Origin of the sequence: Brevundimonas vesicularis, from assembly GCF_027886425.1 — a bacterium.
Taxonomy (GTDB): domain Bacteria; phylum Pseudomonadota; class Alphaproteobacteria; order Caulobacterales; family Caulobacteraceae; genus Brevundimonas; species Brevundimonas vesicularis_C.
Genome location: NZ_CP115671.1, coordinates 2,263,276 through 2,289,916, shown reverse-complemented (window position 1 = coordinate 2,289,916; position 26,641 = coordinate 2,263,276). Strand labels below are relative to the sequence as shown.

Below are 26,641 nucleotides of genomic sequence, written 5' to 3'. Positions count from 1 at the left end.
AACGGCGGCTTGAGTCCGGCTCAAGCCGCCGTTTCGCGTTTGGCGGCGTAGGGATCGTAGTTGAGGATGGGGGCCAGCCAGCGCTCAGCCGTGGCGACGTCCCAGCCCTTGCGCCGGGCGTAATCCTCGACCTGGTCCAGATCGATCTTACCGACGCCGAAATAGTGGCTGCCCGGATGGCCGAAGTAGAGGCCGGACACCGAGGCCGGCGGCGTCATGGCGTAGCTTTCGGTCAGGGCCATGCCTGCGTGGTTTCCGGCGTCGAGCAGGCGGAAGAGGGTGGCCTTTTCCGTGTGATCGGGCTGGGCGGGATAGCCGGGGGCAGGGCGGATGCCTTGGTAGTGTTCGGCGATCAGAGCATCGATATCGGCCGTTTCGTCGGCGGCATAGCCCCACAGGGTGGTGCGGACTTCCTTGTGGAGACGCTCCGCGAAGGCCTCGGCCAAGCGGTCGGCCAGGGCGGTGGCGAGGATGGCGGAATAGTCGTCGCCGGCGTCCTTGAACCGTTTGGCGACTTCCAGCTCGCCGTGACCGGCGGTGACGGCGAAAGCGCCGATATAGTCATCGCCCTCATCCGCGATGAAGTCGGACAGGGCCAGGTTCGGCTTACCGTTCGACTTCTTGATCTGCTGGCGCAGGGTGTGGAAGCGGGCGACCTCCGTGTCGCAGCCTTCGTCGGCGTAGACGATGACATCGTCGCCATCAGCGCGGGCGGGCCAAAAGCCGACGACGCCTTTGGCCGTGAACCACTTCTCGTCGATGATCCGCTTCAGCATGACCTTGGCATCTTCGAACAGGTCGCGGGCGGCCTCGCCGACGACCTCGTCGTCCAGGATCAGCGGATAGCGGCCGGTCAGCTCCCAGCTGGCGAAGAAGGGAGTCCAGTCGATGTGGTCGGCCAGATCCTGCAGGTTCCAGGCATCGAACGCCTTCACGCCGAGGAAGGCCGGCTTGCCGGGCATGGGCTGGTCGGGGTCGATGCGGAAGCGGTTCTCGCGCGCCTGAGCCAGGGTGGCGCGGGCCTTCACCTCCTGGCCGCGGGCATATTGCTCGCGGATGCGGATGTATTCGTCGCGGGTGGCGGCCTCGTTCTTCGCGCGCTCGGTCTTGGACAGAAGTCCCGAAACGACGCTGACGGCGCGCGACGCGTCGACGACATAGGTGGTCGAGCCCCGGCGGTAAGCGGGCTCGATCTTGACCGCCGTATGGGTGCGGCTGGTGGTTGCGCCCCCGATCAGCAGAGGGATGTCGAAGCCGCGCCGTTCCATCTCGGCGCCGACAAAAACCATTTCGTCCAGCGACGGCGTGATCAGGCCCGACAGGCCGATGATATCGACGTTGTGGGCTTTCGCCTCGTCCAGGATGCGGTCGGCCGGGACCATGACGCCCAGGTCTATGACCTCGTAGTTGTTACATTGCAGCACGACGCCGACGATGTTCTTGCCGATGTCGTGAACGTCCCCCTTGACGGTGGCCATCAGGATGCGGCCCGCCTGCTCGCGCGGCTTGCCGACCTTCTCGGCCTCCATGAAGGGCTCCAGCCAGGCGACGGCCTGTTTCATCACGCGGGCGGACTTCACCACCTGCGGCAGGAACATCTTGCCCGAGCCGAACAGGTCGCCGACCACGTTCATCCCGTCCATCAGCGGGCCTTCGATCACGTGCAGCGGGCGCTCTGAAGCCAGGCGCGCCTCTTCGGTGTCGGCCTCGATGAACTCCGTGATGCCGTTGACCAGGGCGTGTTCGATCCGCTTGCCGACCGGTTGGTCGCGCCATTTCAAATCGACGACGCGGGCCTGGCCCTTCTCGCCCTTGTAACGGGGCGCCATGTCGACCAGACGCTCGGTATTCGAGACATTGGTCCGCTGCGGCCGATTCAGGATCACATCCTCGACCGCCTCGCGCAGTTCGGCGTCGATGTCGTCATAGACCGGCAGGTCGCCGGCGTTGACGATCCCCATGTCCATGCCGGCGTTGATGGCGTGGTACAGGAAGACGCTGTGAATCGCGCGGCGCACCGGCTCGTTGCCGCGGAAGCTGAACGAGACGTTCGACACCCCGCCCGAAATGCGGGCGTAGGGGAGGGTGCGTTTGATCTCCCGCGTCGCCTCGATGAAGTCGACGGCGTAGTTGTCGTGCTCCTCGATCCCTGTCGCCACGGCGAAGATGTTGGGGTCGAAGATGATGTCCTCGGGCGGGAAGCCGACCTCGTTGACCAGAATGTCATAGGCGCGTGTGCATATCTCGATCTTGCGGGCGGCGGTGTCGGCCTGGCCCACTTCGTCAAAGGCCATGACCACGACGGCGGCGCCGTAGCGCAGGCATTTGATCGCATGGTCGCGGAAGGCCTGTTCGCCCTCCTTCATGCTGATCGAGTTGACGATGGGCTTGCCCTGGACGCACTTCAGGCCCGCCTCGATCACCTCCCACTTGGAGCTGTCGATCATCACCGGCACGCGGGCGATGTCGGGCTCGGCCGCGATCAGGTTCAGAAAGGTCCGCATGGCGACGACGCCGTCCAGCAGGCCTTCGTCCATATTGACGTCGATGATCTGGGCGCCGGCCTCGACCTGCTGTCGGGCGACGTCCAGCGCGGCCGAATAGTCGCCCTCGACCACCAGCTTGCGGAATTTGGCCGAGCCGGTGACGTTGGTCCGTTCGCCGACGTTGATGAAGACAGGACGCACTTACGCTACCAATTCAAAAGGTTCGAGGCCGGACAGACGCAAGGCCACCGGCCGTTCCGGGATGGCGCGCGGCTTCAGCGGCGCGACCTCTTCGGCGACGTGACGAATGTGATCGGGCGTCGTGCCGCAACAGCCGCCGACGATGTTGACAAGACCGGAGGCGGCCCATTCCTCGATGAAGTGGGCAGTCTCGTGCGGCTCTTCGTCGTACTGGCCCATGGCGTTGGGCAGGCCGGCGTTGGGGTAGGCGGCGACCAGGGTGTCGGCGACGCGGCTTAGCTCGGCGATGAAGGGGCGCATCAGGTCGGCGCCCAGGGCGCAGTTGAAGCCGACGGCGAACGGCTTGGCGTGGCGTACGCTGTTCCAGAAGGCCTCGGCCGTCTGGCCCGACAGGGTGCGGCCCGAGCGGTCGGTGATGGTGCCGCTGATCCAGATGGGCAGGGCGTCTAGCCCCTCGTCTTCCAGATCCTTGATCGCCTTGATCGCGGCCTTGCAGTTCAGCGTGTCGGTGATGGTTTCGATCAGATAGAGATCGACACCGCCCTCGTTCAGCGCCTTCACCTGATGGCGATAGGCCTCGTAGACCTGGTCGAAGGTCACGCTGCGGGCGCCGGGGTCGTTCACGTCAGACGACATCGACAGCATCTTGTTCAGCGGGCCGATGGAGCCGGCGGCGAACCGCGGCTTGTGCGGCTCCTTTTCCGTCCAGCGGTCGGCGGCGGCGCGGGCCAGTTTCGCGCCTTCCAGATTGATGTCCCACACCGCCTGGGCGTCAAGGGCGTAGTCCTCCTGGGCGATGGTGGTGCCGGAGAAGGTGTTGGTTTCGCTGATGTCGGCGCCGGCGGCGAAATACTGGTCGTGCAGGTCGGCGATGACATCGGGCCGCGTGATGCAGAGGATGTCGTTGTTCCCCTTCATCTGATGTTTCTCGTCATAGCCGTTGGCGGCGACGAAGCGGTCGGCGCGGAAGTCGGCCTCGTCCAGCCCGCGACGCTGGATCATGACACCCCAACTGCCATCGAGGACCAGAATGCGTTCCTTGGCCGCCTGATGCAGGGCGGCGATGCGTGCTGCGCGGGTCATTGGGCTGCCGCCGTCTCGCGCACGCCCAGAACGCGACAGATCGCATAGACCAAGTCTGCGCGGTTCAGGGTGTAGAAGTGGAAGTCCGAGAAGCCTTCTTCCTGCAGACGCGCGCAGGTCTCGGCGGCGACGGAGGCGGCCAGCAGTTTGCGGGTCTCAGGATCGTCGTCCAGGCCGTCGAAATGCGCCTTCAGCCAGTCGGGGATGCTGGCCCCGCACGCGTCGCACATCCGCTGAAGACCGGCAAAGTTGGACACCGGCATGACGCCGGGGATCAAGGGGATGGTGACGCCCGCCGCCCGCACGCGGTCGCGGAACCGCAGGAAGGCGTCGATGTCGAAGAAGAACTGGCTGACGGCGCGGGTTGCTCCGGCGTCGACCTTGGCCTTCAGCACCTCGATGTCGTGATCGATGGAGGGGCTTTCGGGATGGCGCTCCGGATAGGCGCCGACCGTGACGTCGAAACCGCCGATGCGGTTGATGGCGGCGGCCAGCTCTGTGGCGTTGGCATAGCCGTCGGCGCGCGGCTGATAGACGCCGCCGATCCCAGCCCCGCCGGGCGGATCGCCGCGCAGAGCCACGATGTGATCGACGCCGATCGCCTTGTAGCCTTCGATGACCTCGTCGACCTCGTCACGGCTGGCCTCGACGCAGGTCAGGTGGGCGGCGGGGCGGAGCGAAGTTTCCGTGATGATGCGCTGGACTGTGCGGTGGGTCCGCTCGCGGGTCGAACCGCCGGCGCCGTAGGTGACGGAGACGAAGGCGGGGTTCAGCGGCTCCAGACGCCGGATCGCCTTCCACAGATTGGCCTCGGCCTCATCGGTCTTGGGCGGAAAGAATTCGAACGAGACGCGCACGGCGTCGCGGTTCGATCCGGCGCGGGCTACGGGGCCAAGCGGCGACAGCAGCAGGGCGCGAGCGTCGGCCAGATTTAGGGAGGCGGAGGAGGCCATCAGGCGGTCTTTCTGTCCTGGACGCGGCGTTCCGCCGTCCAGATGGTCACGGTCAGGCCCTCGGCATCGTGGGGCAGAGCGATGGGGGCCGATGGCGTCAGGCCGCCGTCGAGCAGCCAGCCGTTGATCTCGCTGTCGGCGAAGCCCAGGCGGCGATGCTGATGCGCCTCGCGCATATGTTCGAAGTCGTGCGGGGCGAAGTCGATGATAACCAGGCGGCCGTTCGGACTGACCAGGCGGGCGGCCTCGGCGACGGCGGCGGACGGATCGGACAGGTAGTGCAGCACCTGATGCACGATCACCAGATCGGCGCTGGCGGCGGGCAAACGGGTGGCGAAGATATCGCCGTGACGCAGTTCGACCTGCTCTACACCCGCCTTGGTGACGTTGGTGCGGGCGATGTTGAGCATGTTCTGGCTGAGGTCCAGCCCGACCGACATCTTCGCCTTCTTGCCGAACAGGGTCAGCATCCGGCCAGAACCCGTGCCCAGATCGACGACGCGTTCGAAGGGGCCGGGACCGACCGCCTTTTCCAGCGCCGCCTCGACAGCGCTTTCGCTGACGTAGAGCGAACGTAGGCGGTCCCACTGGGGCGCGACCTGTTCGAAATAGCTGGCGGCGGCTTCCTCGCGGTCCTTGCGGACCTCGTCCAGACGCCGATGATCGGCTTCGCCGGCGTCTTCGGCCAGGATGTCCAGCACGGTGTCGATCAGCCGGCGCGCCTGGGCGTCATGCGACAGGCGGTAGTAGACGCGGGCGCCGTCGGGAAAGCGTTCGATCAGTCCGGCGTCGGTCATCAGCTTTAGATGGCGCGACACCCGGGGTTGGCTCTGGTCCAGGATGCGGGACATTTCCATGACCGACAGCTCTTCGCCCGCCAGCAACGACAGAACGCGCAAACGGGTGGGTTCGCCGGCGGCGCGAAGGGCTTCGACAGTCTGATCTGCGGACAAACTCATATGCTCATATAAAGATATCCTTATATGATTTGGCAAGTGAAATCGGTTTCTTGGAAACGCGTCGACGGGAATGGTTCGTGCGTGCGTTAAAGCCCACAGACCTTGGAGTGATCTTATGCGTAGCCTGTTCATCGCCGCTCTTGCTGTCGCCGCCGCCAGTCCGGCGTTGGCCCAGAGCGACTTTCCCGAGACGCCCATGCCTCAAATGCCTGGACCTGAAATATTAGGGCGGCCTATGGGCGGACAGATGCGGCCGCCGGAGCGCGAAAACCTGGCCCAGATGCAGGCGCGCATGACCCAGATCTTCAACCGCCTAGACGCCAATGAAGACGGCGTGGTCGACGCTAGCGAACTGGCCAATGCACGCGGCGGTCGTATGCTGGCGCGCTTCGACGCCGATGCGGACGGGCGCATTACTCGCGAAGAGTTCGACGTGGGCCTCGCCGCCGCCTTCAAAGCGATGGACAAGAACGGCGACGGCGTGGTGACGGCGGACGAGCGGCCGCAGCGTCCCCGCTGAAGTCAGACGACGGGCGTCTTCAGCGGCTCGCCCGCGAAATGCGCCTGCAGATTTTCGATCAGCAGCATCAGCATGCCCTGCACCCCGGCGGTCGTGGCCCCTGCGGTGTGGGGCGTCAGAATGACATTGGGGACGTCGGCCCAGCGGGCTGGATCTGTCGGCTCTTCGATGAAGACATCCAGGGCGGCCTGACCCAATGTCCCTGACTTCAAGGCGGCGATCAGGGCGTCCTCGTCCACGACCTGACCGCGCGAGACGTTGACCAACAGGCCGTCGGGGCCGAGCGCCTCGAGGATGTCCTGCGAGATCAGGCCGCGATTGGTCTCGTCCGCCTTGCAGGCGACGACGAGGATGTCGCTGGCCTTGGCGAGCGCCAGCAGGCTGTCGGCGCGTGGCCATTCGGCGTCGTGCGGCCGCGGCCCCCACCAATTGACCGCCATTCGGAAGGCCTCGGCGCGGTCGGCGACGGCCTTGCCGATGTGGCCCAAGCCGACGATGCCCAGCTTCTGGCCCGCGAGCGACGTTGTGATGGTGCGTGTCTCGAAGGTCCAGCCGCCGGCGCGGACCTGACGGTCGCCCGAGGTGATCTGGCGGCGTGCTGCCAGGATCAAGCCCAAGGCGTGATCAGCGACATCCTCGTGATTGACGCCGGGGGCATGGGTGACGGGCAGACCGCGCTGGCGGCACCAGTCGATGTCGATCCCGTCATAGCCGGAGGTAAAACAGGCGATCAGGTCGAGATTGGGCAGGCGTTCGATCAGCGCCTTGTCCAGCGGCGCCTCGCCGGCGACGACCATGACGCGGATGTCGTGGGCGGCCTCGATCGGCGGACCTTCCCAGAAGCGATAGACGTCGTAGGCGCTCTCTAGAAATCCCGAGAGCGGCGCAAGATGCCGCTGCATGATGAGAACGGCGGGGCGTTGGGTCATGCAGCGGCTCCTCTTGTCAGGTTAGGCGATTAGCGCCCGAACTTCTGGTGCTGGATGCGCTTGGGGATGATGCTGTCGGCGCCCAGGCGACGCATCTTGTCCTGTTCGTAGGCTTCGAAGTTGCCTTCGAACCATTCCACATGGCCGTCGCCCTCGAAGGCGAGGATGTGGGTGGCCAGGCGGTCAAGGAACCAGCGGTCGTGGGAGATGACCACGGCGCAGCCGGCGAACTCTTCCAGAGCCTCTTCGAGGTTCTGAAGGGTTTCGATGTCCAGGTCGTTGGTCGGTTCGTCGAGCAGGATCAGATTGCCGCCTGAAGCCAGGGTCTTGGCCAGGTGGACGCGGTTGCGTTCACCGCCGGACAGCTGGCCGACCTTCTTCTGCTGGTCGCCGCCCTTGAAGTTGAAGCTGCCGACATAGGCGCGGGTGTTGATCTCGCGCTTGCCCACCATCATCACGTCGGTGCCGCCCGAGATGGCCTGCCAGATGGTTTCGTCCGGCTTCAGGTCGTCACGCGACTGATCGACATAGGCCAGTTTAACGGTTTCACCGACCTTGATCGTGCCGCCGTCAGGCTGTTCTTGGCCGGTGATCAGCTTGAACATGGTCGACTTGCCGGCGCCGTTCGGGCCGATGACGCCGACGATGCCGTTGGGCGGCAGTTTGAAGGTCAGGTTGTCGAACAGCGTCTTATCGCCGTAGGTCTTTTGCAGACCCTCGACTTCCAGAACGACGTTGCCGAGGCGCGGCCCGGGCGGGATCTGGATGTGGGCGTGCGTCTGGGCGCCGCGCATCGATTCCTGTTCCTCGACCATCCGCTCGTAGGCGGCCAGACGGGCCTTGGACTTGGCCTGACGGGCCTTGGCGCCCGAACGAACCCATTCCAGTTCGCGGGTGAGGGCGCGCTGGCGGGCTTCGGATTCCGACTGCTCCTGCACGACGCGCTTGGTCTTGGCTTCCAGCCACGAGGAATAGTTGCCCTCGTGCGGGTGGCCCTTGCCGCGGTCCAGTTCCAGCGTCCACTTGGTGACGAGGTCCAGGAAATAGCGGTCGTGGGTCACCAGGATGACGCAGCCGGGGAAGTTTTCCAGGTGGTGCTGCAGCCAGGCGACGGATTCGGCGTCCAGGTGGTTGGTCGGTTCGTCGAGCAGCAGCATGTCGGGCTTGGACAGCAGCAGGCGGGCCAAGGCCACGCGGCGCTTTTCACCGCCGGATAGGTTGGTGACTTCCCAGTCGTCGGGCGGGCAGCGCAGGGCGCCCATGGCCTGGTCGATGCGGCTGTCGATGTCCCAGACGTCGCCGGCGTCGATCTTCTCCTGAAGGGAGGTCATCTCCTCCATCAGTTCGTCGGTGTAGTTTTCGCCCAGTTCGGCGGCGACTTCGTTGAAGCGGTTGACCCACTGCTTCTCTTCGCACCAGGCCTCGACGTTCTGGCGCACGTTCAGGGCCGGATCGAGCTGGGGCTCCTGTTCCAGATAGCCGCGCTTGATGCCGTCGGCGGCGCGGGCCTCGCCGTTGAACTCGTTGTCCAGGCCGGCCATGATCTTCAGCAGGGTGGACTTACCCGAGCCGTTGACGCCGACGACGCCGATCTTGGCGTCGTTGTAGAAGCTGAGCCAGATGTTCTCGAAGATCTTGCGGCCGCCGGGGAAGGTCTTGGTCAGACCCTGCATCTGGAAAATATATTGCTGCGCCATGAGGTGCGGTGCGCCCTTCGGGTTCGTCTGAATGGGGAGTTGCGCCGGATGTAGCGATCCTGCGCGCGAAGGGCAAATATGGCGGGCAGGGGGCCGAACGGAACGGCTGTAAAGCTTGTCCGTTGATGACATCATACGCCTTGATCCAGCCCGAAACCGGGTGCGGAATGGCGTCGCTTTACGCTTGCCAGTCTCGGATGCCCCAGTCTCGGATGCCCATGAAGACCCGATCGATCGTGCTCGCCGCCGCTTTCGCCCTGTCGGCGTGCGGCAATCCTTCGAATTCCAAGGCGCAGGAGGGCGAGTTCGCCCAGCCGACGCGCACCGCCCCGGCCGATGCGGCGGGGATGAAATCGAGCTTCGCGCCGGTGGTTCGATCGGCGGCGCCTGCTGTGGTCAATATCTCGGCGCGCAGCGTGCAGCGGGTGCAGGCCGATCCCTTCTTCCAGTTCTTCGGCGGCGGCATTCCCCAGGCGCGGGTGGCGGAATCCGTGGGCTCCGGCGTCATTGTCCGTTCGGACGGGATCGTGGTGACCAATAACCACGTCATCGACGGCGCCCAGCAGATCAAAGTGGTGCTGAACGACCGGCGCGAGTTTCCCGCCACCGTCATCCTGGCCGACGAGCGTAGCGACATCGCCGTGCTGAGGCTGGAGAACGTCAGCGACCGCCTGCCGGTGCTGGCCATCGACGATCAGGAAGAGCAGCAGGTCGGCGATCTGGTCCTGGCCATCGGTAATCCGTTCGGCGTGGGTCAGACTGTGACGAACGGCATCATTTCGGCCCTGAACCGGACCGAGACCGGCATTTCCGACAGCGGCTCCTTCATCCAGACCGATGCGGCCATCAACCCCGGCAACTCGGGCGGCGCGCTGGTGGACATGGACGGCGACCTGATCGGCATCAACACCGCCATCTTTTCGCGCTCAGGTTCTTCGGCCGGGGTCGGGTTCGCGGTGCCGGCGGCCATGGTCAAGCGGGTCGTCGACAGCGCGCTGGGCGGCGCTACGGCTGTGGTTCGGCCGTGGCTGGGCGTGAAGGGCGACACTGTGACTGGCGACATCGCCGGCAGCCTCGGCCTGAGCCGGCCGCAGGGGCTGGTCGTCACTGACGTCTACGCCAACGGTCCGGCCGCGCGCGCCGGCATTCGTCAGGGCGACGTCATCACCGCCGTCGATGGTCAGGAGATCAACGACCAGAACGGACTGAACTACCGCGTCGGTTCGCGCAATCCGAACGATCAGGTGCAGGTGTCCATCCTGCGCGACGGTCGGGCTCAGACCTTGACGGCGCGAGTGCAGACCCTGCCGGGCGACGCCGATCCGAAGCAGGGGGTGACGATCCAGTCCGGTCCCTTCGCCGGCGCAGAAGTCGTGGCGCTCAGCCCTGCTCTGGCGGACCGACTGGGCGGCGATCCGTTCGCGACGGGCGTCATCGTGACCGGCGTGTCCGGGCGCGGCTACGCGGCCCGTGCGGGATTCCGTCAGAACGATCTGATCGTCAGCATCAATGGCCGCGCCATCGGCTCGGCCCGCGATGTCGAGGCCGCCAGTTCTGGTCGCGGCCCGTGGGAGGTCGTCGTGAACCGTGGCGGCCGTCAGATCCGCGGCGTGCTGAGATAGGTCGTTACGCCTTCGTCGGCCCGCCGATCGACCAGGTGTGGCCGAAGGGGTCACGCAGGACGCCGTAGCGGTCGCCCCAGAACTGATCGGCCATGTCCAGCACAGGTTCCGCGCCGCCGACGGTCATGGCGCGCGTCCACCAGGCGTCGGGATCGGCGACCTGAAGATGCAGGGTGACGCCGGCTGGGCGGACATCCTGCGAGCCGCCGTATTCCGGAAACTCGTCGTTCAACATGACGCTGGTGCCGTTGATCTTCAGGTGGGCGTGCATCAGCCGGTCGCCGTCGTCGGCGAGACGGCGGTCCAAAACCTCGGCGCCGAAGGCGATGATGTAGAAATCGATCGCCGCAGAGGCCCCGCGCGACGGGATTGTCAGGTGCGGCGTCACGCCAGAAGTCGGACCCTGGTTCGGATTGGCGTCGGTCATGGGGCGGTCTCCGTGGCGGTTCGCCATACTAACGCGTGAAAAGCCTTTGGCGAACGCCTACATAGGTCGCACCCATGAGCGACCTGTTCGAAGCCTCCGGCATTCTGCCCCCCGACGCCCCCTTGGCCGACCGCCTGCGTCCGCGCACGCTGGACGAGGTGGTGGGGCAGGATCATCTGCTGGGGCCAGGCGGGCCGATCCGGCGCATGATTGAAGCCGGGCGGCTGGGATCTTTGATCCTGTGGGGACCGCCGGGGACGGGCAAAACCACGATCGCGCGCCTGCTGGCGCAGGCGGCCGGCTATGAATATCAGGCGATCAGCGCGGTCTTTTCAGGCGTCGCCGACCTGAAGAAGGCGTTCGAGGCGGCGCGGATGCGGCGTGCGGCGGGACAGAGCACGCTGCTGTTCGTCGATGAGATCCACCGCTTCAACCGCGCCCAGCAGGACGGTTTTTTGCCCTTCGTAGAGGCCGGGGTGGTGACCCTGGTCGGGGCCACGACGGAAAACCCCAGCTTCGAGCTCAACGGCGCCTTGCTGTCGCGCAGTCAGGTCTATGTGCTGAAGCGGCTGGACGATGCCGCATTGGATCAGCTGCTGAGCCGGGCCGAGACGCATATGGACCGGACCCTGCCGCTAACGCCGGAGGCCCGGCAGGCGATGCTGGCCCTGGCCGACGGCGACGGGCGCTATCTGCTGACCATGTCGGAGGTGCTGTTCGACCTGCCTGAGGGCGAAAAGCTGGACGTGCAGGGACTGGCGGGCGTGCTGCAACGCCGTGCGCCCGCCTACGACAAGTCGAGAGAAGAACACTATAACCTCATATCCGCCCTACATAAATCGGTTCGGGGCTCCGACCCTGACGCCGCGCTCTATTGGCTGGCGCGGATGCTGAACGGAGGCGAGGATCCGCTCTATCTGGCTCGGCGGATCGTGCGGATGGCGGTCGAGGACATCGGCGAGGCCGATCCGCTGTCGATCCTGGTCGCCAATGCCGCCAAGGACACCTACGACTTCCTGGGCAGTCCCGAGGGCGAACTGGCCCTGGCCCAGGCGGTGGTGCACCTGGCCACCGCACCCAAGTCGGTCGGGGTCTATGAGGCGTTCAAGGCGGCAAAGAAGGCGGCCTATGAGACGGGCTCGCTGATGCCCCCCGCCCATATCCGCAACGCCCCGACCAAGCTGATGAAGTCGCTGGGGTACGGTAAGGGCTATCAATACGACCCGGACACGCCCGAGGGCTTCTCCGGAGCGAACTTCTTCCCCGACGAGATGGACCGTCGCACCTTCTACAAGCCCAAGGGCGAGGGGCACGAAGAGAAGGTCAAGGCGCGTTTGGAGCGCTGGGCCGAGATGCGGGCGCGGATGGCGGTGGACGGGTCAGACGACTGACTGAACGTCGTTCATTGTCGCCAGTCGACAACGCAGTTAGCGTTCCGGCCTGACATCCTTGGGAGGGGACGATGATCGAGACGGTGAAAACGCCCTGGCATCTGTGGCTGGTGGGCGTGTTGTCTTTGTTGTGGAATGGGTTCGGCGCGTTCGACTTCATCCAGACCACGACGCGGGGTGAGGCGTACATGCGGGCGGCGGGTTTCGACGACGCCATGGTCGCCTATTATGAGGCCATGCCCGGCTGGATGTATGTGCCGTGGACGCTGGGAGTCTGGGGTGCGGTGATCGGTTCGGTAATGCTGCTCTTGCGCCGGCGTTGGGCGGTTCCAGCCTTCGGTCTGTCGCTATTGGGCGCGTTGATCAGCCTGATCTATGGCAAGCTGATCGATCCTCCGCCGCCGGCGCCGCCCGAACTGACGGCCATGCGCTGGATCCCGATCTTCATACTGCTGATTGCGATTCTGCTGTTTGGTTATGCGTTCAATATGCGCAAACGCGGCGTGCTGCGCTGATGGGCTGACGCATGGCGCGCCGTCGCGTATGGACGCGCCGTGACCCGTACTCCTGTCGATCTTTCATCCGATGATATCGCCGCCGTCCGGTCGTGGGTGATCCACGAGGATGCGCATGTCATCGCCTTTTCCAAGCCTCCGGGCCTGTCCAGCCAGGGCGGGCGGATCAAGGCGCATACGCTGGACGATCTGCTTTGGGCGTTCGCGCGTTCGAACGGCAAGCGGCCGGAGTTGGTGCATCGGCTGGACCGCGACACCTCCGGCGTGATCCTGGCGGCCAAGACCAAGCCGGCGGCCAGTTTTCTGGGCAAGGCGTTGCAGATGCGGCGGTTCAGGAAACAGTATTTGGCCCTGCTGTCGGCCGCGCCTGAGCCCAAGGCGGCGACCATCGACGAGCCGTTGCGTCGCGAGGAGATCGGGCGTGAGAGCTATATGCGGGTCGTCGCATTTGACGCGCCGGGCGCGCAAGGGTCGCAGAGTCGCTATCGGACCCTGGCTGCGGGGCCGGAAGGGGCCGTGGTCGAGCTGGAGCCTCTGACCGGACGGATGCATCAGTTGCGTGTGCACATGGCCCATATCGGTCGGCCGTTGATCGGGGATGTGCGCTACGGCGGCGCGCTGACCACGCCGGTCGGGCCGGCGCCGCGCCTGATGCTGCACGCCGCCAAACTGAGTTTTCCGCATCCCGAGGGCGGGACGACGACGGTCGAAGCGCCGCCGCCCGAGGATTTTGCGACGCTGAGGACAGCGCTGGGTCTTTAGGGCGCGGGCGCTACAGGGAACGCCGTGCGCGTTTCGGCGCTATGTCGTTGAAAGGATACCTCTGATGAAGCGTCTCGCCCTCGCCCTGACCGGTCTTTCCGCTTTGGCCCTGACCGCCTGTGCCAGCTTGGCGCCCTATGGCGCCCAGATGGGTCCGAACGGGCAGGGGTATTCCGAGCAGCGGATCGAATCCAACCGCTACCGTGTCACCTACAACGGCGTCGGCGCGGCGGGCCGTGTCGCCGATTGGGCGCTGGTGCGCGCCGCCGACCTGACTACCGAACAAGGCTACGACTGGTTCGAGGTGACGCAGAGCTGGACCGATGGTCGGCCGGGTGGCGCAGGCGGCGTCAGCCCGAGCGTCTCCATCGGCGGCGGCAGCAGTCGATATGGCGGCTATTCGGCCTCGGGTGTCGGCGTGGGCGTCGGTCTGAACTTCAGCGGACCGCAGCCGACCTCGACGACGCTGGAAGTCGTTTTGGGACGCGGCCAGAAGCCGGATCGTCCGAACGCCTATGATGCGCGCTCGGTGCAGGGCTCCATCCCGCGCTGACCATCGCTTTCGGCGCGGGCGGCGTATATATCGCCGCACGATGACACGTTTTCTTCTCGTTGCAGCAGGTGGGGCCATCGGCTCCATGGCGCGCTATGGCCTTGGCCTCGCCGCCGGGCGGCTTGCCCCCAATGCCGGGTGGCCCGTTGGCACCTTCGCCGCCAACGTCGCCGGCGGTCTGCTGATGGGTCTGCTCGTCGGCTGGCTGGCGTTCCGGGGCGGGGCGCAGCAGGAGATAGTGCGCCTGTTCGCCGCCGTCGGCGTGTTGGGCGGGTTCACGACCTTTTCGTCCTATTCGCTGGAAGCGGTGCAGATGATCGAGCGCCGCCAGATCGGCCTGGCCGCCGCCTATGTGATCGGCTCGGTGGTTCTGGCCATCGCGGCACTGTTCGTCGGCCTGATGGTCGCCCGCCGCGCCTTTGGAGTTTCCGCTTGACCGATCAGCCGCCCGCAGCCGACGCGCCCAAGCGCGAAGTCCTGACGATCTATGTCGCCGAGGATGAGGACGGCATCCGGCTGGACCGCTGGTTCCGCCGTCGCTGGCCGCACCTGTCCAACATCCAGGTGCAGAAGATGGCCCGCAGCGGTCAGATCCGCGTGGACGGGGCCCGCATCAAGCCCGAAGGCCGACTGACTGCCGGCGCCGCTGTGCGCGTGCCGCCGATCCCCGACGACACCTCTCGCCAGGCGGGGGACGCCCACACCCTGTCCGAAAGGGACATCGCCTTCGCCAAGTCGCTGGTGCTTTACGAAGACGACATGGTCATCGCCATCAACAAACCGCACGGCCTGGCGGTGCAAGGCGGCACCAAGACGAGCCGTCACGTCGACCGTCTGCTGTCGGCCTGGGGCGAGGGATTGGAGCGTCCGCGCCTGGTCCACCGGCTGGACCGCGACACCTCGGGCGTTCTGCTGCTGGGCAAGGGGCCAGAGGCGGCCAAGCGCCTGGCGGGCGCCTTTGCGCGTAGACAAGCCAAGAAGACCTATTGGGCCATCGTCATCGGCAATCCGAAACCCTATTCGGGCCAGATCGACATGCCGCTGAAGAAGACGGGCATCAACGACTTCGAGATGATGCGACCGGCCGAGCGCAAGGACCCGCGCGCCGAACCGGCCGAAACGGCCTTCTCGACCATCAGCCGCGCCTCGCACCGGGCGTCATGGATGGCGCTGCGCCCCTTCACCGGACGGACGCACCAACTGCGCGCCCATATGGCCGGCATCGGCCATCCGATCTTGGGCGACCCGAAATACGGCGATGAGAAATCGCGCGAATTGTCGGGGCCACTGAAGCTTCAGCTGCACGCTCGGAGCATCGAACTGGATCACCCACGCGGCGGCGTTCTAAAGGTCACCGCCCCTTTGAGCCCCGAGATGAAAGCTGGCTTCGCCCACTTCGGCTTCTCCGAAGACGAAGCCGAAGACGATCCCTTCCTGGGCGTGAAGCGAATCCGGTGACTGCTGAGGTCCAGGCGAGGGTCGAAGGGGCCAAGGCTCTGGCCGCCGCCGGCCAGCTGAACGCGGCCTTGGAAATGCTGGCGCCGATGGCGCAGCAGGCCGATGCGCCGTGGCAGGCGCTGTCTGTCCAGGCTGATCTGATGAAGCGTGTGGGGCGTCTGGAAGAGAGTGCGGCGCTGTCGCAGCGCCTCGTCGAGGTTCGGCCGCACAGCATTCCGGCGTGGCATAATCTGGCGTCCACCCTCGGCGATCTCGGGCGGGCGGCCGAGGCGGAGGTCGCGTGTCGCGCCGCCATGTCGATCGGCGGCGATGCGCCCGAAACCTGGCTGGTGCTGGCGCGGGCGTTGCAGGCGCAGAGCCGGTTCGACGAGGCCGACGACGCCTATCGTCAGGCGCTGCTGCGGCGGCCCGGCTATGGCGACGCGTTGCGTGATTTGAGCCAGCTGATCTGGATGCGGGATGCCGATCTGGAGACCGCCTGCGCACCGCTGGATGCCGCCATAGCCGTATCGCCAGCGACGCCTTTGCTGCGCCAGATCAAAGCGAAGCTGCTGGAATATGCAGGTGAGGGCGAGCGGGCCTATCGCACCCTGGTCGCCGGACCGCTGGATGGGCCCGGGGAACTGGCGGCGGCGCAGGCGTGTCTGACGTGGGATCCCCTCGCGGCGCTGGACCATGCGAACCGGGCGGCGGCGCTGGCGGGCGGCGAGGTTCCGGCGATCATGGTGACCCAGGCCGAATGCCTGCTGGCGCTGGGTCAGGCCGAGGCGGCGCTGGTCACGATCGAGACGTTGCGGACGCGCGAGCCGCTGAACCAGCATGTGCTGGCCTTTCAGGCGACGGCCTGGCGGATGCTCGGCGATGTGCGGTACGGCCGGCTTTACGACTACGACGCCTTCGTGCGGCCGTATCGGCTGCAGGCGCCTGACGGGTGGGCGTCATTGGAGGCCTATCTGGTCGATCTGGCGAAGGCGCTGTACGACCTGCATACGCTAAAGACCCATCCGGTGGGCCAGTCGCTGCGCGGGGGATCGCAGACCAGCGCGTCCTTGGCGCAGAGCGAAAATCCGGCCATTCGCGCCTTCTTTCAGGCCATCAACAAGCCGATCCGTGACTATATGGCCGCGTTGGGTCAGGGCGACGATCCGCTGAGGGCCCGGAATACAGGTGACTATCGCATCCAAGGCAGTTGGTCGGTGCGGTTGAGGCCGAACGGATTTCACGCCGACCATATCCATTCGAACGGCTGGCTGTCCTCGGCCTGCCATATCGAATTGCCGCCGGCGGTGCAGGGCGAGCGCCGCGAGGGCTGGTTGCGGTTCGGCGCGCCGCCCGGCCTGCCGAGTTTGGCGGCAGAACACTGTGTGCAGCCCCGACCCGGCACGTTGGTGCTGTTTCCTTCCTATATGTGGCATGGCACCCAGCCGTTCGGCGGCGAGGCGTCGCGTCTGACGCTGGCGTTCGACGTCGTGCCGGCCTGATTCCAACGGACCTTCTGATGACCTATCAAGCCACCCCGCATCGCCCGCGTTTCGTTGAACAGTCGCCGGATCGGATCTCCCGCTTCTGGACCGAGGCGGGCGTCGGGCCGCATGCGGACGGGGGCTGGGCCGTACTTTTGGACGGGCGCACGCCGAAAACACCGGACAAGGCGCCGCTGGTTTTGCCGACGCAGGCTGCGGCGCAGTTGGTCGCCGACGAATGGGCGGCGCAAGGGCAGTTTCTGGATCCGTCGACCATGCCGGCGACGCGCTTGGCCTCGACCGCGATCGACCGGATCGGGCAGGCGCGCGAGCCTGTCGCGGACGAGATTGCCGCCTATGCCGGATCGGACGTGGTCTGCTATCTGGCTGATCATCCGACGCCGCTGGTCGAGCGCCAGGCGCGGGAATGGGGGCCGTGGCGTGACTGGGCTGCGCGCGAGATGGGCGTGGCGCTGGAGCCGGTCGCCGGCATCGTGCATCGGCCGCAGTCGCCGGACGCCATCGCGCGGGTCAAGGCGCACGCCCTGTCGCTGGACGACTTCCGCCTGACCGGACTGGCGACGGCCGTGCCTCTGCTGGGGTCGGCCGTGTTGGCCTTGGCGGTGGAGCAGGGGGCGTTGGATGGCGGGGCGGCGTTCGACCTGTCGCGGATCGACGAGCTGTTCCAGGAAGAGCAGTGGGGCGTGGACGCCGAGGCCGCCGAACGCACCGAGTCGCGCCGCGCGGAGGCCCAGCTGCTGGACCGGTGGTTCAGAGCGCTCGGTTAGGGCGCTGGAGGCGTCGTCGAGGCTGAGATCAGCATCGCACGTTCCTGATCGGTCAGGTGGCGCCAGCGACCCTCGGGCAGGTCGCCCAATACCAGCGGCCCGATGCGGGTGCGATAGAGGTCTACGACCTCCAGCCCGACCAGTTCGCACATGCGGCGGATCTGGCGATACTTGCCCTCGGTCAGGACGAAGCGAAGGCGCTGCGGCTCGATCTGGGTGACGCGGGCGGGCTTTAGCGGCTTGTCGTTCAGAGACAGGCCGTGGCGCAGCTTGCTTAGCTTGCCTTCGGTGATCTGGCCTTCGACAACGACCAGATATTCCTTGTCCAACTCGGACGCCGGGCCGATCACCGCCTTGGCGACGACGCCGTCGGACGACAGCAGCAGCAGGCCGCGCGAATCTTCGTCCAGCCGACCGATGGGGGGCAGGGAAGCGTCGCGGGCAGGCGTCTCGCCTTCGCCGACACGATTGGGCGTCTTCAGCAGTCGCACGGCCGGGATCTTGCCGGGATCGGGCTGACCCGAGACGTAACCGACCGGCTTGTGCAGCACCAGGGTCATGCCCGTCGCCAAGGCCGCCTGGGCGGTGTCGTTCAGGCTCAGGGTTTCGCCCGGTTGAATCTTTCGGCCGGCGTCGCTGATCGTCTCGCCATCGATGGAGACCAGACCATTGGCGATCAGGGTATCGGCCTCGCGCCGCGAACAGACGCCGGTCTGGCCCAGCCACTTGTTCACGCGAACGGGTTCGTCGCCGTCATAGGTGCGGGTGAAGGCCATGCGATTCCGTCGTCCAGTCGATGCGGCTGTCTAGAGCCGGGCGGGATCGCGAGCAAGCGGGCCGCCGCTTTCAGGATTAGTAGGGCCGGTCCGTTTGAACTGGTAGGTTGATCCGGCCGGGATCGTCACTATATCTGACGGCATTCCACAAATGAGCCAGAGTGCGGGACGACACGCGTCGGACCCGTCGATTCTCATTTTTCTGGTCATCGGCGTGGGTGGTTCGACAGCGTCGCTTGTCGGATCTGGATCAGTATTGAAACATCTCAAGGAGACGTCTTGTTCGCTCAAAACAAATCTTCCTCAGGCCCCCGTCGCACCGGTTACAACCGTCCTGTTCCCACCCGTCTGCGCATGGGGCTGGTGATGCGGCGTTACATGGCGTTCGGCGAACTGGGCGACGTGGAGGGCGCGTTGCGGGCCGAGGGCGTCGGCTTGGCCCCGATCTCAACGGGCGACGCCAGCCTGATCGCCGGCGGCGTGACCGTGCTGGCCACCGCAACGGCCAAGGACATCGCCGAGGGGCGTCTGAAGGGTCTGGTCGTGCCAGGCGGTTCGACGGACGAGGCGTCGCTGGCGGCCGTGCGGTCGCTGATCGACCTGGCGCGCGCCAACGGCCTGACGGTCATCGCCTTCGCGGACGGCGTCGCGCTGGCGGCCGATAGCTTCGGCGTGTCAGCCCAGGCGGATGGGGCAGTGTTCAAGGACGGGGCGGTGACCCTGCTGAACGAGCGGGCTGAACTGTCCAAGCTGGTCGGCGCGATCGTCTGATCAGACGGCGCGAAACAGCAGGATCAGGTTGTTCGCCGGCATCTGAACCCGCAGCGTGGCCGCAAGGCCATGTGAGCGGGCCAGGGCCTCGACCATTTCGCGATCACGCAAACCCCAGTCCACGTTTCGCGCCTTTAAGCTGGCGTCGAAGGCCGCGTTCGACGCCGCCAGCGGAACGTCGGCCTCGCGGTATGGACCGTAAAGCGCCAGCAGGCCGCCGGGGCGTCGCAGGACCCGACCGGCCAGATCCATCAACCCCTCGGTCGCCGACCAGGGGCTGATGTGCGTCATATTCGCACAATACAGGGTGTCGAACGTGTCGGTCGGCCATGTCGCGAGGTCGCTTGCGTCGATCGCCACCGGCGGCTTCAGGTTCGACAAGGCGAGCTGGCGGCTCCAGGTGGCGATGCTGTTGCGGGCCTGGTCGCTGGGGTCGCTGGGCGTCCAATCCAGATCCGGCAGAGCGGCGGCGAAAGCGGCGGCGTGTTCGCCCGATCCGGACGCGATCTCGAGTACAGATCCACACGCCGGAAGATGGGCGCGGAGCACGCGAAGAATCGCCTCGGCGTTTCGACGCGCGGCAGGCGAAGTGAGCGCGCCGTCAGGCAGGACTGTGAGTAAATCCAGTGTTTGCACAGGCTCTTCTACCGCTCTGAAGCCGAAACCGCATCTGCGATCTTTTGCCGACGACACCGGTAGACATCGGCGTTTTCGTGCGCGGTTTGACGCGGCGGAGACGACGGCGCATTCCGCATGTAACAGTGCGTGATCGTTATGTGTCGGGTCATGGCGGCGTCAGATCGCCGGGCTCTTTTTGCTCAGGAGACGTCCTTGTCCAATCCTTCCACGCCCGGCTTGCGCCCGGCGCCCACCGCTCATGCCGGGCTGATCGCCTGGGTCGAGCAGATCGCCGCTCTGACCAAGCCCGCCAAGGTCCATTGGTGCGACGGCTCCGAGGCCGAGAAGGAGGCCATCACCGCCGACTTGCTGGCCAAGGGTACGCTGAAGGCGCTGGATCAGACCAAACGGCCGGGCTGCTACTACGCCGCCTCCGATCCCCGCGACGTGGCGCGGGTCGAGAGCCGCACCTTCATCTGCTCGGACGACGAGGCTGACGCCGGCCCGACCAACAATTGGGCCGATCCGATTGAGATGCGTGGGCGTCTGGACGGTCTGTTCGACGGCTGCATGGCCGGGCGGACAATGTATGTCGTCCCGTTCTGCATGGGCCCGCTGGGGTCCGAGATCAGCGCCCTGGGCGTGGAGATCACCGACAGCGGCTATGTCGCACTGTCGATGGGTGTGATGACCCGCATGGGTAAACCGGCGCTGGCTCAGTTGAGCGATAAGGGCGTCTTCGTGCCGGCCGTCCATACGTTGGGCGCGCCGCTGGCCGATGGTCAGGCGGACGTGGCCTGGCCTTGCAACGACGACAAATGGATCGTGCATTTCCCGGAGACGCGGGAAATCTGGTCTTATGGTTCGGGCTATGGCGGCAACGCCCTGTTGGGCAAGAAATGCTACGCCCTGCGCATCGCCTCGATCATGGCTCGCGATGAGGGATGGCTGGCCGAGCACATGCTGATCCTGAAGCTGACGGATCCGAAGGGCCGGGCGAAATACGTCGCCGCCGCCTTCCCCAGCGCGTGCGGCAAGACGAACCTAGCCATGTTGCAGCCCAGCCTGCCGGGCTGGAAGGCCGAGACCATCGGCGACGACATCGCCTGGATGCGGTTCGGCGACGACGGGCGGCTGTATGCGGTCAATCCCGAGGCCGGCTTCTTCGGCGTCGCGCCGGGCACCAGCCGCAACACCAATCACAATGCGCTGGAGACCTTGGCCTCCAACACCATCTTCACCAACACCGCCCTGACCAACGATGGCGACGTGTGGTGGGAAGGTCTGACGAAACAGGCGCCTGAGGGCCTGACGAACTGGAAGGGGCAGCCGCACGATCCGGCGTCCGGCGAACCCGCCGCGCACCCCAACGCCCGTTTCGCGGCGCCCGCCAGCCAATGCCCGGCCATCGCCCCGGAATGGGAAGATCCCAAGGGCGTGCCGATCGACGCGATCCTGTTCGGCGGCCGCCGCGCCAGCGCAGTGCCGCTGGTGACCGAAGCCTTCGATTGGGAGCACGGCGTCTTCATGGGCTCGACCGTGGCGTCCGAAGGCACCGCGGCGGCCGAGAACAAGGTCGGCGAACTGCGCCGCGATCCCTTCGCCATGCTGCCGTTCTGCGGCTACAACATGGGCGATTATTTCGCCCACTGGCTGAAGATGGGGCAGGGGCAGGACGCCTCGAGACTGCCGCGCATCTTCTTCGTCAACTGGTTCAGAAAGGATCAGGACGGCCGGTTCGTCTGGCCCGGTTTCGGCGACAACGCGCGCGTGCTGAAGTGGATCAGCGAGCGGATCGACGGCGAGGCCGAGGCGGTCGATACGGCGGTCGGGCGCGTGCCGTCCGTCTCCGCGTTGGACCTGTCAGGCCTGGACTTGACGTCGGCGCAACTGTCGATCCTGCTGGACGTGGATGCGGGCGTCTGGGCCGAAGAGGCGGCGCTGATCCCGGACTTCTATCGCCAGTTCGGCGAGCGTCTGCCGACCGCCCTGTGGGACCAGCACGCGGCCCTGGTCGCGCGCCTGGACGACGCCGGCGCGGCCTCGATGGCGGCGGAATAGGCGAAAGTCATCTTGCAATAGGGGCGTTGCGGGTCGATCAGACGGCCCGTGACGTCTTCCTCTCCCATCGTGATCGTCGGCGCCGGCGTGCTGGGCCTTTGCACCGCGTACGAGCTGCATCGGCGCGGCCGGGCGGTGTTGGTGGTCGATCCGGGCGGGGTGAACGCCTCCCTCGTGGCTGCGGGGATGATCGCCCCGGCGATGGAATCGGCCATCGACGACGTGTCGGTTGATCGCGCGCGGCTGTTTAGAGAAGGCCGTGATTTGTGGCCCACGTTCGCGAGCGCCGCCGGCATCGCTCTGGCGCATCGACCCGCTGAGTGGCGAGGCGGCGACGTGGAGGCGATGGAGGCGCGGTTGCGCGCGCTGGGCTTCGACGCGCGGCGCGATGGCGCCGGCGTCACGACCGATGACGATTATCAGGTCGAGCCGACCAAGGCTCTGGCGGCGCTAAGGCAGGCGCTGGGCGAGGCTGTCATCGCGGGGACGGTGACGACGATCGCCCGCGCCGATGGCGGCTGGCGGCTCGAAGTCTGTGATCGGTGGTTGGATGCAGACGCGGTCGTGCTGGCCACCGGCGCCGGTGACGCCATTGCGGGTCTGCCCGAGACCGCGCGCCGATTGATCGAGGAAATCCAGCCGATCCGCGGACAGATCGGCGTGGCAGCCGGACATCTTGTCGATCATGTCGTGCGCGGGCCGGGCGCCTATGTCGCGCCAATGGCGTCTGGCGCGGCCATCGGAGCGACGATGGAGCCGAGGCGGCGGGATACGGCGCCGGATGCCGAGGCGTCCGAACGCCTGACCCAGGCGGCTTGGGCTACGCTGGGTCGGTCGCCTGAGCCGCTGTCTATCGAATGGCGCGTCGGCATCCGGGGCGCGACGGCGGATGGTCTGCCGCTCGCGGGCGCGGGGCCCGGTGCAGAGGGTCTGTTCTTGGCCTTGGCGCCGCGTCGAAACGGCTGGTTGCTGGGGCCCTTGGTCGGCGCCGTGGTCGCCGATGCGATCGAGGGGCGGACGGCGTCGCCGCACGCCCGCGCCCTCGACCCTGGTCGGTTCTAGCCCTCCATCGCGAACCGGACGGTGAAGTTGACGGTCGCGCCGTCGACAGGTCGGCCGTCCACGGTGCGCGGGTTCATGTGGAACGACCGCGTCAGGCTCTGCGCGGCGCGGCCGAAGCCCTGGCTGCTCGGTGTCTCGCCCACGACTCGGCAGCCGTTCAGGCCGCCGTCCGCATTGACCACGCAACTGAGCGTGGCCGAACCCGGCGTGCCGTTCTCTGCGGCGCGGGTCGGATAGGCGCGCGCCATTTGCGCCGCCGAAGGCCGGCTGGCCCAAGACGGATTGTTGATCACCGACGGCGGGCGCGGCGGCGTCTCGACGGTTGCCGTGCCGCCCTCGACGCCGGTGGGAGCGACGCTGATGGTCGGCAGACCGGGTTGAGCGGTCACGACGCCGGGCTCGGGCGGCGTCAGCGGGATGGTCTGCACTGTCCAGGGCACGGGGATCGCCGACTTGTGAATGGGCGTTGGCGGCGCCGCCTTTTCAGGCGTGGGCAAGGGCTTGGGTTTGGGCGGCGCCATCATCACCGAGACCGGCGGGTCGAGGATGTCTTCGATGGGCCCCGCACTCAACTCGAACCGTTGATTATAAAGCGCCACCCCTGCCGCAACATGCAGAACCACCGAGACGCCGATGGCGCCCAGCATCCAGCGCGGGATAGGCTTCCTGCGTTCCCCGAAGTCGATCGGGCTGATCAAGCCGGGACCACCGGCAGCACGGATCATCATAACGTCACTCCCTCGTTCACCGCCCCCGCAGCGCCCGTAACTGCAAGTTGAGCGCGCAGGTTGTGGCGGCTTTACGGCGAAGTTTTCCCGTTCGACGAAGGTCGAGGCGTTAACGCGGCCGTTAAGAATTAAGAGTTGGTTAACTACGTTCGCCGACCCTTCGCACATGGGTATCGGAGCGATTCCATCGACAGGCGGAGTAGAGGCGGCCATCCGGCGCGCGTCGAACGCCGTTGGCGTGGACTATGACTTCCTGGTCAAGACCGCGCGGCGCGAGAGCGCGATGAACCCGTCGGCCAAGGCCCCGACCTCGTCGGCCGCCGGCCTGTTTCAATTCATCGAGCAGACTTGGCTGGGCACGGTCAAGCAGCACGGGGCCCAGCACGGCTACGGCCAATACGCCGACCTGATCCATCGCGGGTCGGACGGACGTTGGCGCGTCGAGGGTTCGGCGCGCAACGTGGTGCTGGACCTCCGGTTCGATCCCCATGCGGCCTCGGCCATGGCGGCTGAGTTGACGGCGTCCAACGCCGCCTATCTGCGCGGACGCACGGGCAAGGAACCGGGCGCAGGGGATCTGTACGCGGCTCACTTCCTCGGCCCGGCAGGGGCGGCAGGGCTTATGGAGGCGATGGATCGTAATCCGGGCGGCAGCGCCGCAGCGCTGTTCCCCGACGCTGCGCGGGCCAACCGCAGCATCTTCTATCGTAATGGACGCGCCGCCACGGTCGCCGAGGTCCACGCCAATCTGCAGCGCACGGCAGGCGAGGGCGCACCCGCCGCCGGAGCCGGCGAGACGAAATACGCCGTGCCGAACCTGAGCGACAAGGACCAGATGCTGGCCGCACGTCTGGATCGACTGAAGCAGGATCAAGGCCTTCTGGCGCTATTGCTCGGTCAGGATGGATCATCCAGCAGCGGCTTCGGCGGCGCTTTCTCGCCAAATGGCAAGGAATCGACCTGAGTCGTTGCATTGCAACCGATGGTAAACTGCCCGTTAAGCATGGCAGTCTCATTCTGGGATCAACGTCCGATTCCATCACGAGCCGTCCATGACCGCCTTCCGCGCCCGCCTGACAGAAGTGGACATTCGACGCCTGATCAAGGCGACGGACGACGATGAGCGGGCCGAAGCGGCGCACAAGCTGTGCCGCAACATGGAGCGCGCGGAACTGAATGAGGACGACAGGGCGGCGGCGCAGAAAATCCTGCGTCTGCTAGCCAATGACGCCGCCGAACTGGTGCGTCGCGCTATGGCCGTGACGCTGAAGGCGTCCGATCTGATTCCCAACGACGTGGCGCGCAAACTGGCCGGCGATCTGGACAGCATCGCCCTGCCGATTATCGCCTCGTCGCCGGCGTTCAGCGACGAGGATCTGATCGAGATCGTGCGCGCCGGATCGGTCGTGCGTCAGGTCGCCGTGGCGGGGCGGGCGCGGGTGTCGCGCGATGTCGCAACCGTGTTGGCGGCCGAAGGATGTGAGCAGTCGGTTCGCACCTTGGCGGCGAATGACAACGCCGATCTGTCCGAAGGCGCGCTGGCGACCGTTGTCGAGCGTTTCGCCGAAGCGCCTGAAGTCCTGGCCGCCGTAGCCTATCGCCAGGTCCTGCCGCTGCATGTGACCGAACGGTTGATCCAGTTGGCCAGCGAGGCGGTGCGCGAACATTTGATCAGCCATCACGCTTTGGCGCCGGAAACGGCGATCCGTCTGGCCCAATACTCTCGTGAGCGGATGACGGTCGATCTGGTCGATCAGGCCAGCGCCAGCGCCGATCTGGCGGCCTTTATGGCCCAGCTAAACGCCCGTCGCGTCCTGAACGCATCGCTGCTGCTGCGCGGACTGGCGCGGGGTCAGATGGCGATGTTCGAATATGGGTTGGCCGAACTGGCCAACACGCCTCATCACCGCGCCTGGCTAATGGTGCATGACGCCGGCCCGTTGGGGCTGAAGGCCATCTATGATCGCGCGGGTTTGCCGCCGCGCCTGTTCCAGGCCTTCCGCGCGGGCGTCGACACCTGGCGTGCGCTGGCGGCGGAGGGGATCGATACGTCGAGCGCCTATTTCCGCGATCAGATGCTTGAGCGGTTCCTGACCCAGCGTCCGGCCGTGCTGCGCGACGATCTGGCCTATCTGATGGAGCGGCTGGACCAGTCGCCGTCGCTCAGCCTGACCGCCGCCAACGCGGCCTGATCCTGAGAGCCTGGCTCACGGCATCGACGAGATCGCGAAGCGATTCGTCTCAACCGATCAGGCTCAAAGAAAAAGGCCCGCCGGACGCGACGGGCCTTTCGCAAATGGCTGGAGGGACGGTCAGCCTGCGAGGTGATCTGCGACGCGGGCTTCCAGGGTCTCGGCGAGGGCGCGGCCGGTCGGATGTTCGTCGGTCTTGATCTGGTCGCGGACCACGGCGCGGATGGCGTCGATGTGGGCGTCCAGAATGGCGATGGGCGCGGTCATGCGGCGATCGGCGTCGTCCAGCATCTTGCACAGCGAACCAGCGATGCGCGTCACCAGCGGAAATTCATAGGTCGTGCCCAAGCCCTTCAGATCATGAGCGCGGAAATATAGAGCCTCTGCGGTGACGGGGGTGTAGCCCTGCTCACGGATGTCGGCCTGCGCCTTGTCGAGCTTGACGATCTCGTCGTTCAGCCACTGGCCGAACTGGGCCGACATGGCTTTCAGCGCCTCCTCTGCACGAGCGATGGCGTCGGCGTTGATGCCGAAGCCGCCGCCGACCTTGAGCCGCAGCGAGTTGGTCGGAGGGGTGATCTGCGCCGGATTGCTCATGGCGGGCTCCATAGGACGTTCACGCCAAG

Annotated in this window: 26 protein-coding genes; 15 read left to right on the top strand and 11 right to left on the bottom strand. The window is 66.3% G+C overall.

All coding sequences use genetic code 11. The features are described 5' to 3' along the window. Positions 1 to 20: 20 nt before the first annotated feature. Genes metH through PFY01_RS11790 form a run of 4 tightly spaced genes read right to left on the bottom strand, consistent with a single transcriptional unit; the run spans position 21 to position 5,682 of the window. The gene (gene metH / locus PFY01_RS11805) at positions 21 to 2,687 is read right to left on the bottom strand and encodes a methionine synthase (RefSeq protein ID WP_271041416.1); all 2,667 of its coding nucleotides are present in this window, start codon (positions 2,685 to 2,687) and stop codon (positions 21 to 23) included. Further along, the gene (locus PFY01_RS11800) at positions 2,688 to 3,770 is read right to left on the bottom strand and encodes a homocysteine S-methyltransferase family protein (RefSeq protein ID WP_271041415.1); all 1,083 of its coding nucleotides are present in this window, start codon (positions 3,768 to 3,770) and stop codon (positions 2,688 to 2,690) included. Then, complete coding sequence (gene metF / locus PFY01_RS11795; RefSeq protein ID WP_271041414.1) at positions 3,767 to 4,723, bottom strand: methylenetetrahydrofolate reductase [NAD(P)H]; 957 nt, start codon at positions 4,721 to 4,723, stop codon at positions 3,767 to 3,769. Before metF ends, PFY01_RS11800 begins: the two co-directional genes overlap by 4 nt. Continuing rightward, entirely contained in the window at positions 4,723 to 5,682 is a 960-nt protein-coding gene (locus tag PFY01_RS11790) for an ArsR/SmtB family transcription factor (RefSeq protein ID WP_066551862.1), read from the bottom strand. The genes metF and PFY01_RS11790 overlap by 1 nt, the downstream gene beginning before the upstream one ends. Before the next feature lie 115 nt (positions 5,683 to 5,797). Between PFY01_RS11790 and PFY01_RS11785 the strand changes: the two genes are divergently transcribed. Continuing rightward, the gene (locus PFY01_RS11785; protein WP_271041413.1) at positions 5,798 to 6,202 is read left to right on the top strand and encodes an EF-hand domain-containing protein; all 405 of its coding nucleotides are present in this window, start codon (positions 5,798 to 5,800) and stop codon (positions 6,200 to 6,202) included. Positions 6,203 to 6,204: 2 nt separating this feature from the next. On the opposite strand, the gene PFY01_RS11780 is transcribed toward PFY01_RS11785, so the two are convergent. Continuing rightward, positions 6,205 to 7,131 carry a 2-hydroxyacid dehydrogenase gene (locus PFY01_RS11780; RefSeq protein ID WP_271041412.1) on the bottom strand — a complete coding sequence of 309 codons (927 nt, stop codon included), beginning with the start codon at positions 7,129 to 7,131 and terminating at the stop codon, positions 6,205 to 6,207. Between the two features lie 29 nt (positions 7,132 to 7,160). Beyond that, positions 7,161 to 8,828, bottom strand: a complete 1,668-nt coding sequence (gene ettA / locus PFY01_RS11775) for an energy-dependent translational throttle protein EttA (protein ID WP_055755177.1) — start codon at positions 8,826 to 8,828, stop codon at positions 7,161 to 7,163. Between the two features lie 218 nt (positions 8,829 to 9,046). Here ettA and PFY01_RS11770 point away from each other — a divergent pair, with 218 nt between their 5' ends. Next, complete coding sequence (locus tag PFY01_RS11770) at positions 9,047 to 10,450, top strand: Do family serine endopeptidase (protein WP_026108432.1); 1,404 nt, start codon at positions 9,047 to 9,049, stop codon at positions 10,448 to 10,450. Between the two features lie 4 nt (positions 10,451 to 10,454). Here PFY01_RS11770 and PFY01_RS11765 read toward each other — a convergent pair whose 3' ends face one another. Next, positions 10,455 to 10,877 (bottom strand): VOC family protein, encoded by a 423-nt coding sequence (locus PFY01_RS11765; protein WP_271041411.1) that lies wholly within the window; start codon positions 10,875 to 10,877, stop codon positions 10,455 to 10,457. A 74-nt stretch (positions 10,878 to 10,951) separates the two neighbouring features. Here PFY01_RS11765 and PFY01_RS11760 point away from each other — a divergent pair, with 74 nt between their 5' ends. The 8 genes from PFY01_RS11760 (at position 10,952) to PFY01_RS11725 (ending at position 17,807) form a co-directional block, all read left to right on the top strand. Then, positions 10,952 to 12,268 carry a replication-associated recombination protein A gene (locus PFY01_RS11760; RefSeq protein WP_271041410.1) on the top strand — a complete coding sequence of 439 codons (1,317 nt, stop codon included), beginning with the start codon at positions 10,952 to 10,954 and terminating at the stop codon, positions 12,266 to 12,268. A 71-nt stretch (positions 12,269 to 12,339) separates the two neighbouring features. Then, positions 12,340 to 12,783: a hypothetical protein gene (locus tag PFY01_RS11755; RefSeq protein ID WP_271041409.1), complete on the top strand. Its 444-nt coding sequence runs from the start codon at positions 12,340 to 12,342 to the stop codon at positions 12,781 to 12,783. Between the two features lie 39 nt (positions 12,784 to 12,822). Beyond that, on the top strand, positions 12,823 to 13,545 hold the full coding sequence (locus tag PFY01_RS11750; protein ID WP_271041408.1) for an RluA family pseudouridine synthase: 723 nt from the start codon (positions 12,823 to 12,825) through the stop codon (positions 13,543 to 13,545). A gap of 64 nt (positions 13,546 to 13,609) precedes the next feature. Then, positions 13,610 to 14,098 (top strand): CC0125/CC1285 family lipoprotein, encoded by a 489-nt coding sequence (locus PFY01_RS11745; RefSeq protein WP_271041407.1) that lies wholly within the window; start codon positions 13,610 to 13,612, stop codon positions 14,096 to 14,098. Between the two features lie 40 nt (positions 14,099 to 14,138). Then, positions 14,139 to 14,534: a fluoride efflux transporter CrcB gene (gene crcB, locus PFY01_RS11740; RefSeq protein ID WP_271041406.1), complete on the top strand. Its 396-nt coding sequence runs from the start codon at positions 14,139 to 14,141 to the stop codon at positions 14,532 to 14,534. Then, entirely contained in the window at positions 14,531 to 15,556 is a 1,026-nt protein-coding gene (locus tag PFY01_RS11735) for an RluA family pseudouridine synthase (protein ID WP_271041405.1), read from the top strand. Before crcB ends, PFY01_RS11735 begins: the two co-directional genes overlap by 4 nt. Further along, positions 15,553 to 17,037 (top strand): putative 2OG-Fe(II) oxygenase, encoded by a 1,485-nt coding sequence (locus tag PFY01_RS11730; RefSeq protein WP_271041404.1) that lies wholly within the window; start codon positions 15,553 to 15,555, stop codon positions 17,035 to 17,037. The genes PFY01_RS11735 and PFY01_RS11730 overlap by 4 nt, the downstream gene beginning before the upstream one ends. 17 nt (positions 17,038 to 17,054) lie before the next feature. Beyond that, positions 17,055 to 17,807 (top strand): ATP12 family chaperone protein, encoded by a 753-nt coding sequence (locus PFY01_RS11725; protein WP_271041403.1) that lies wholly within the window; start codon positions 17,055 to 17,057, stop codon positions 17,805 to 17,807. Here the strand turns inward: PFY01_RS11725 and PFY01_RS11720 are convergent. Continuing rightward, positions 17,804 to 18,583 carry a pseudouridine synthase gene (locus PFY01_RS11720; RefSeq protein WP_271041402.1) on the bottom strand — a complete coding sequence of 260 codons (780 nt, stop codon included), beginning with the start codon at positions 18,581 to 18,583 and terminating at the stop codon, positions 17,804 to 17,806. The genes PFY01_RS11725 and PFY01_RS11720 overlap by 4 nt on opposite strands. A 279-nt stretch (positions 18,584 to 18,862) precedes the next feature. Here PFY01_RS11720 and PFY01_RS11715 point away from each other — a divergent pair, with 279 nt between their 5' ends. Beyond that, entirely contained in the window at positions 18,863 to 19,354 is a 492-nt protein-coding gene (locus PFY01_RS11715; RefSeq protein ID WP_271041401.1) for a hypothetical protein, read from the top strand. On the opposite strand, the gene PFY01_RS11710 is transcribed toward PFY01_RS11715, so the two are convergent. Further along, positions 19,355 to 19,990, bottom strand: coding sequence for a DUF938 domain-containing protein (locus PFY01_RS11710; RefSeq protein WP_271041400.1), 636 nt, complete (start codon positions 19,988 to 19,990; stop codon positions 19,355 to 19,357). 195 nt (positions 19,991 to 20,185) lie between these two features. Between PFY01_RS11710 and PFY01_RS11705 the strand changes: the two genes are divergently transcribed. Both PFY01_RS11705 and PFY01_RS11700 read left to right on the top strand, forming a co-directional pair. After that, a complete protein-coding gene (locus PFY01_RS11705; RefSeq protein WP_271041399.1) occupies positions 20,186 to 22,033 on the top strand; it encodes a phosphoenolpyruvate carboxykinase (GTP) in 1,848 nt (615 codons plus the stop codon). Positions 22,034 to 22,081: 48 nt separating this feature from the next. Then, positions 22,082 to 23,095 carry an NAD(P)/FAD-dependent oxidoreductase gene (locus PFY01_RS11700; RefSeq protein WP_271041398.1) on the top strand — a complete coding sequence of 338 codons (1,014 nt, stop codon included), beginning with the start codon at positions 22,082 to 22,084 and terminating at the stop codon, positions 23,093 to 23,095. On the opposite strand, the gene PFY01_RS11695 is transcribed toward PFY01_RS11700, so the two are convergent. Beyond that, on the bottom strand, positions 23,092 to 23,823 hold the full coding sequence (locus tag PFY01_RS11695) for a TonB family protein (protein WP_271041397.1): 732 nt from the start codon (positions 23,821 to 23,823) through the stop codon (positions 23,092 to 23,094). The genes PFY01_RS11700 and PFY01_RS11695 overlap by 4 nt on opposite strands. A 166-nt stretch (positions 23,824 to 23,989) precedes the next feature. Between PFY01_RS11695 and PFY01_RS11690 the strand changes: the two genes are divergently transcribed. Continuing rightward, entirely contained in the window at positions 23,990 to 24,787 is a 798-nt protein-coding gene (locus PFY01_RS11690) for a transglycosylase SLT domain-containing protein (RefSeq protein ID WP_271041396.1), read from the top strand. An 88-nt stretch (positions 24,788 to 24,875) separates the two neighbouring features. After that, positions 24,876 to 26,015, top strand: coding sequence for a DUF2336 domain-containing protein (locus PFY01_RS11685; RefSeq protein ID WP_271041395.1), 1,140 nt, complete (start codon positions 24,876 to 24,878; stop codon positions 26,013 to 26,015). A gap of 120 nt (positions 26,016 to 26,135) precedes the next feature. On the opposite strand, the gene PFY01_RS11680 is transcribed toward PFY01_RS11685, so the two are convergent. Further along, on the bottom strand, positions 26,136 to 26,612 hold the full coding sequence (locus PFY01_RS11680; RefSeq protein ID WP_271041394.1) for an Hpt domain-containing protein: 477 nt from the start codon (positions 26,610 to 26,612) through the stop codon (positions 26,136 to 26,138). Positions 26,613 to 26,641: the final 29 nt, after the last annotated feature.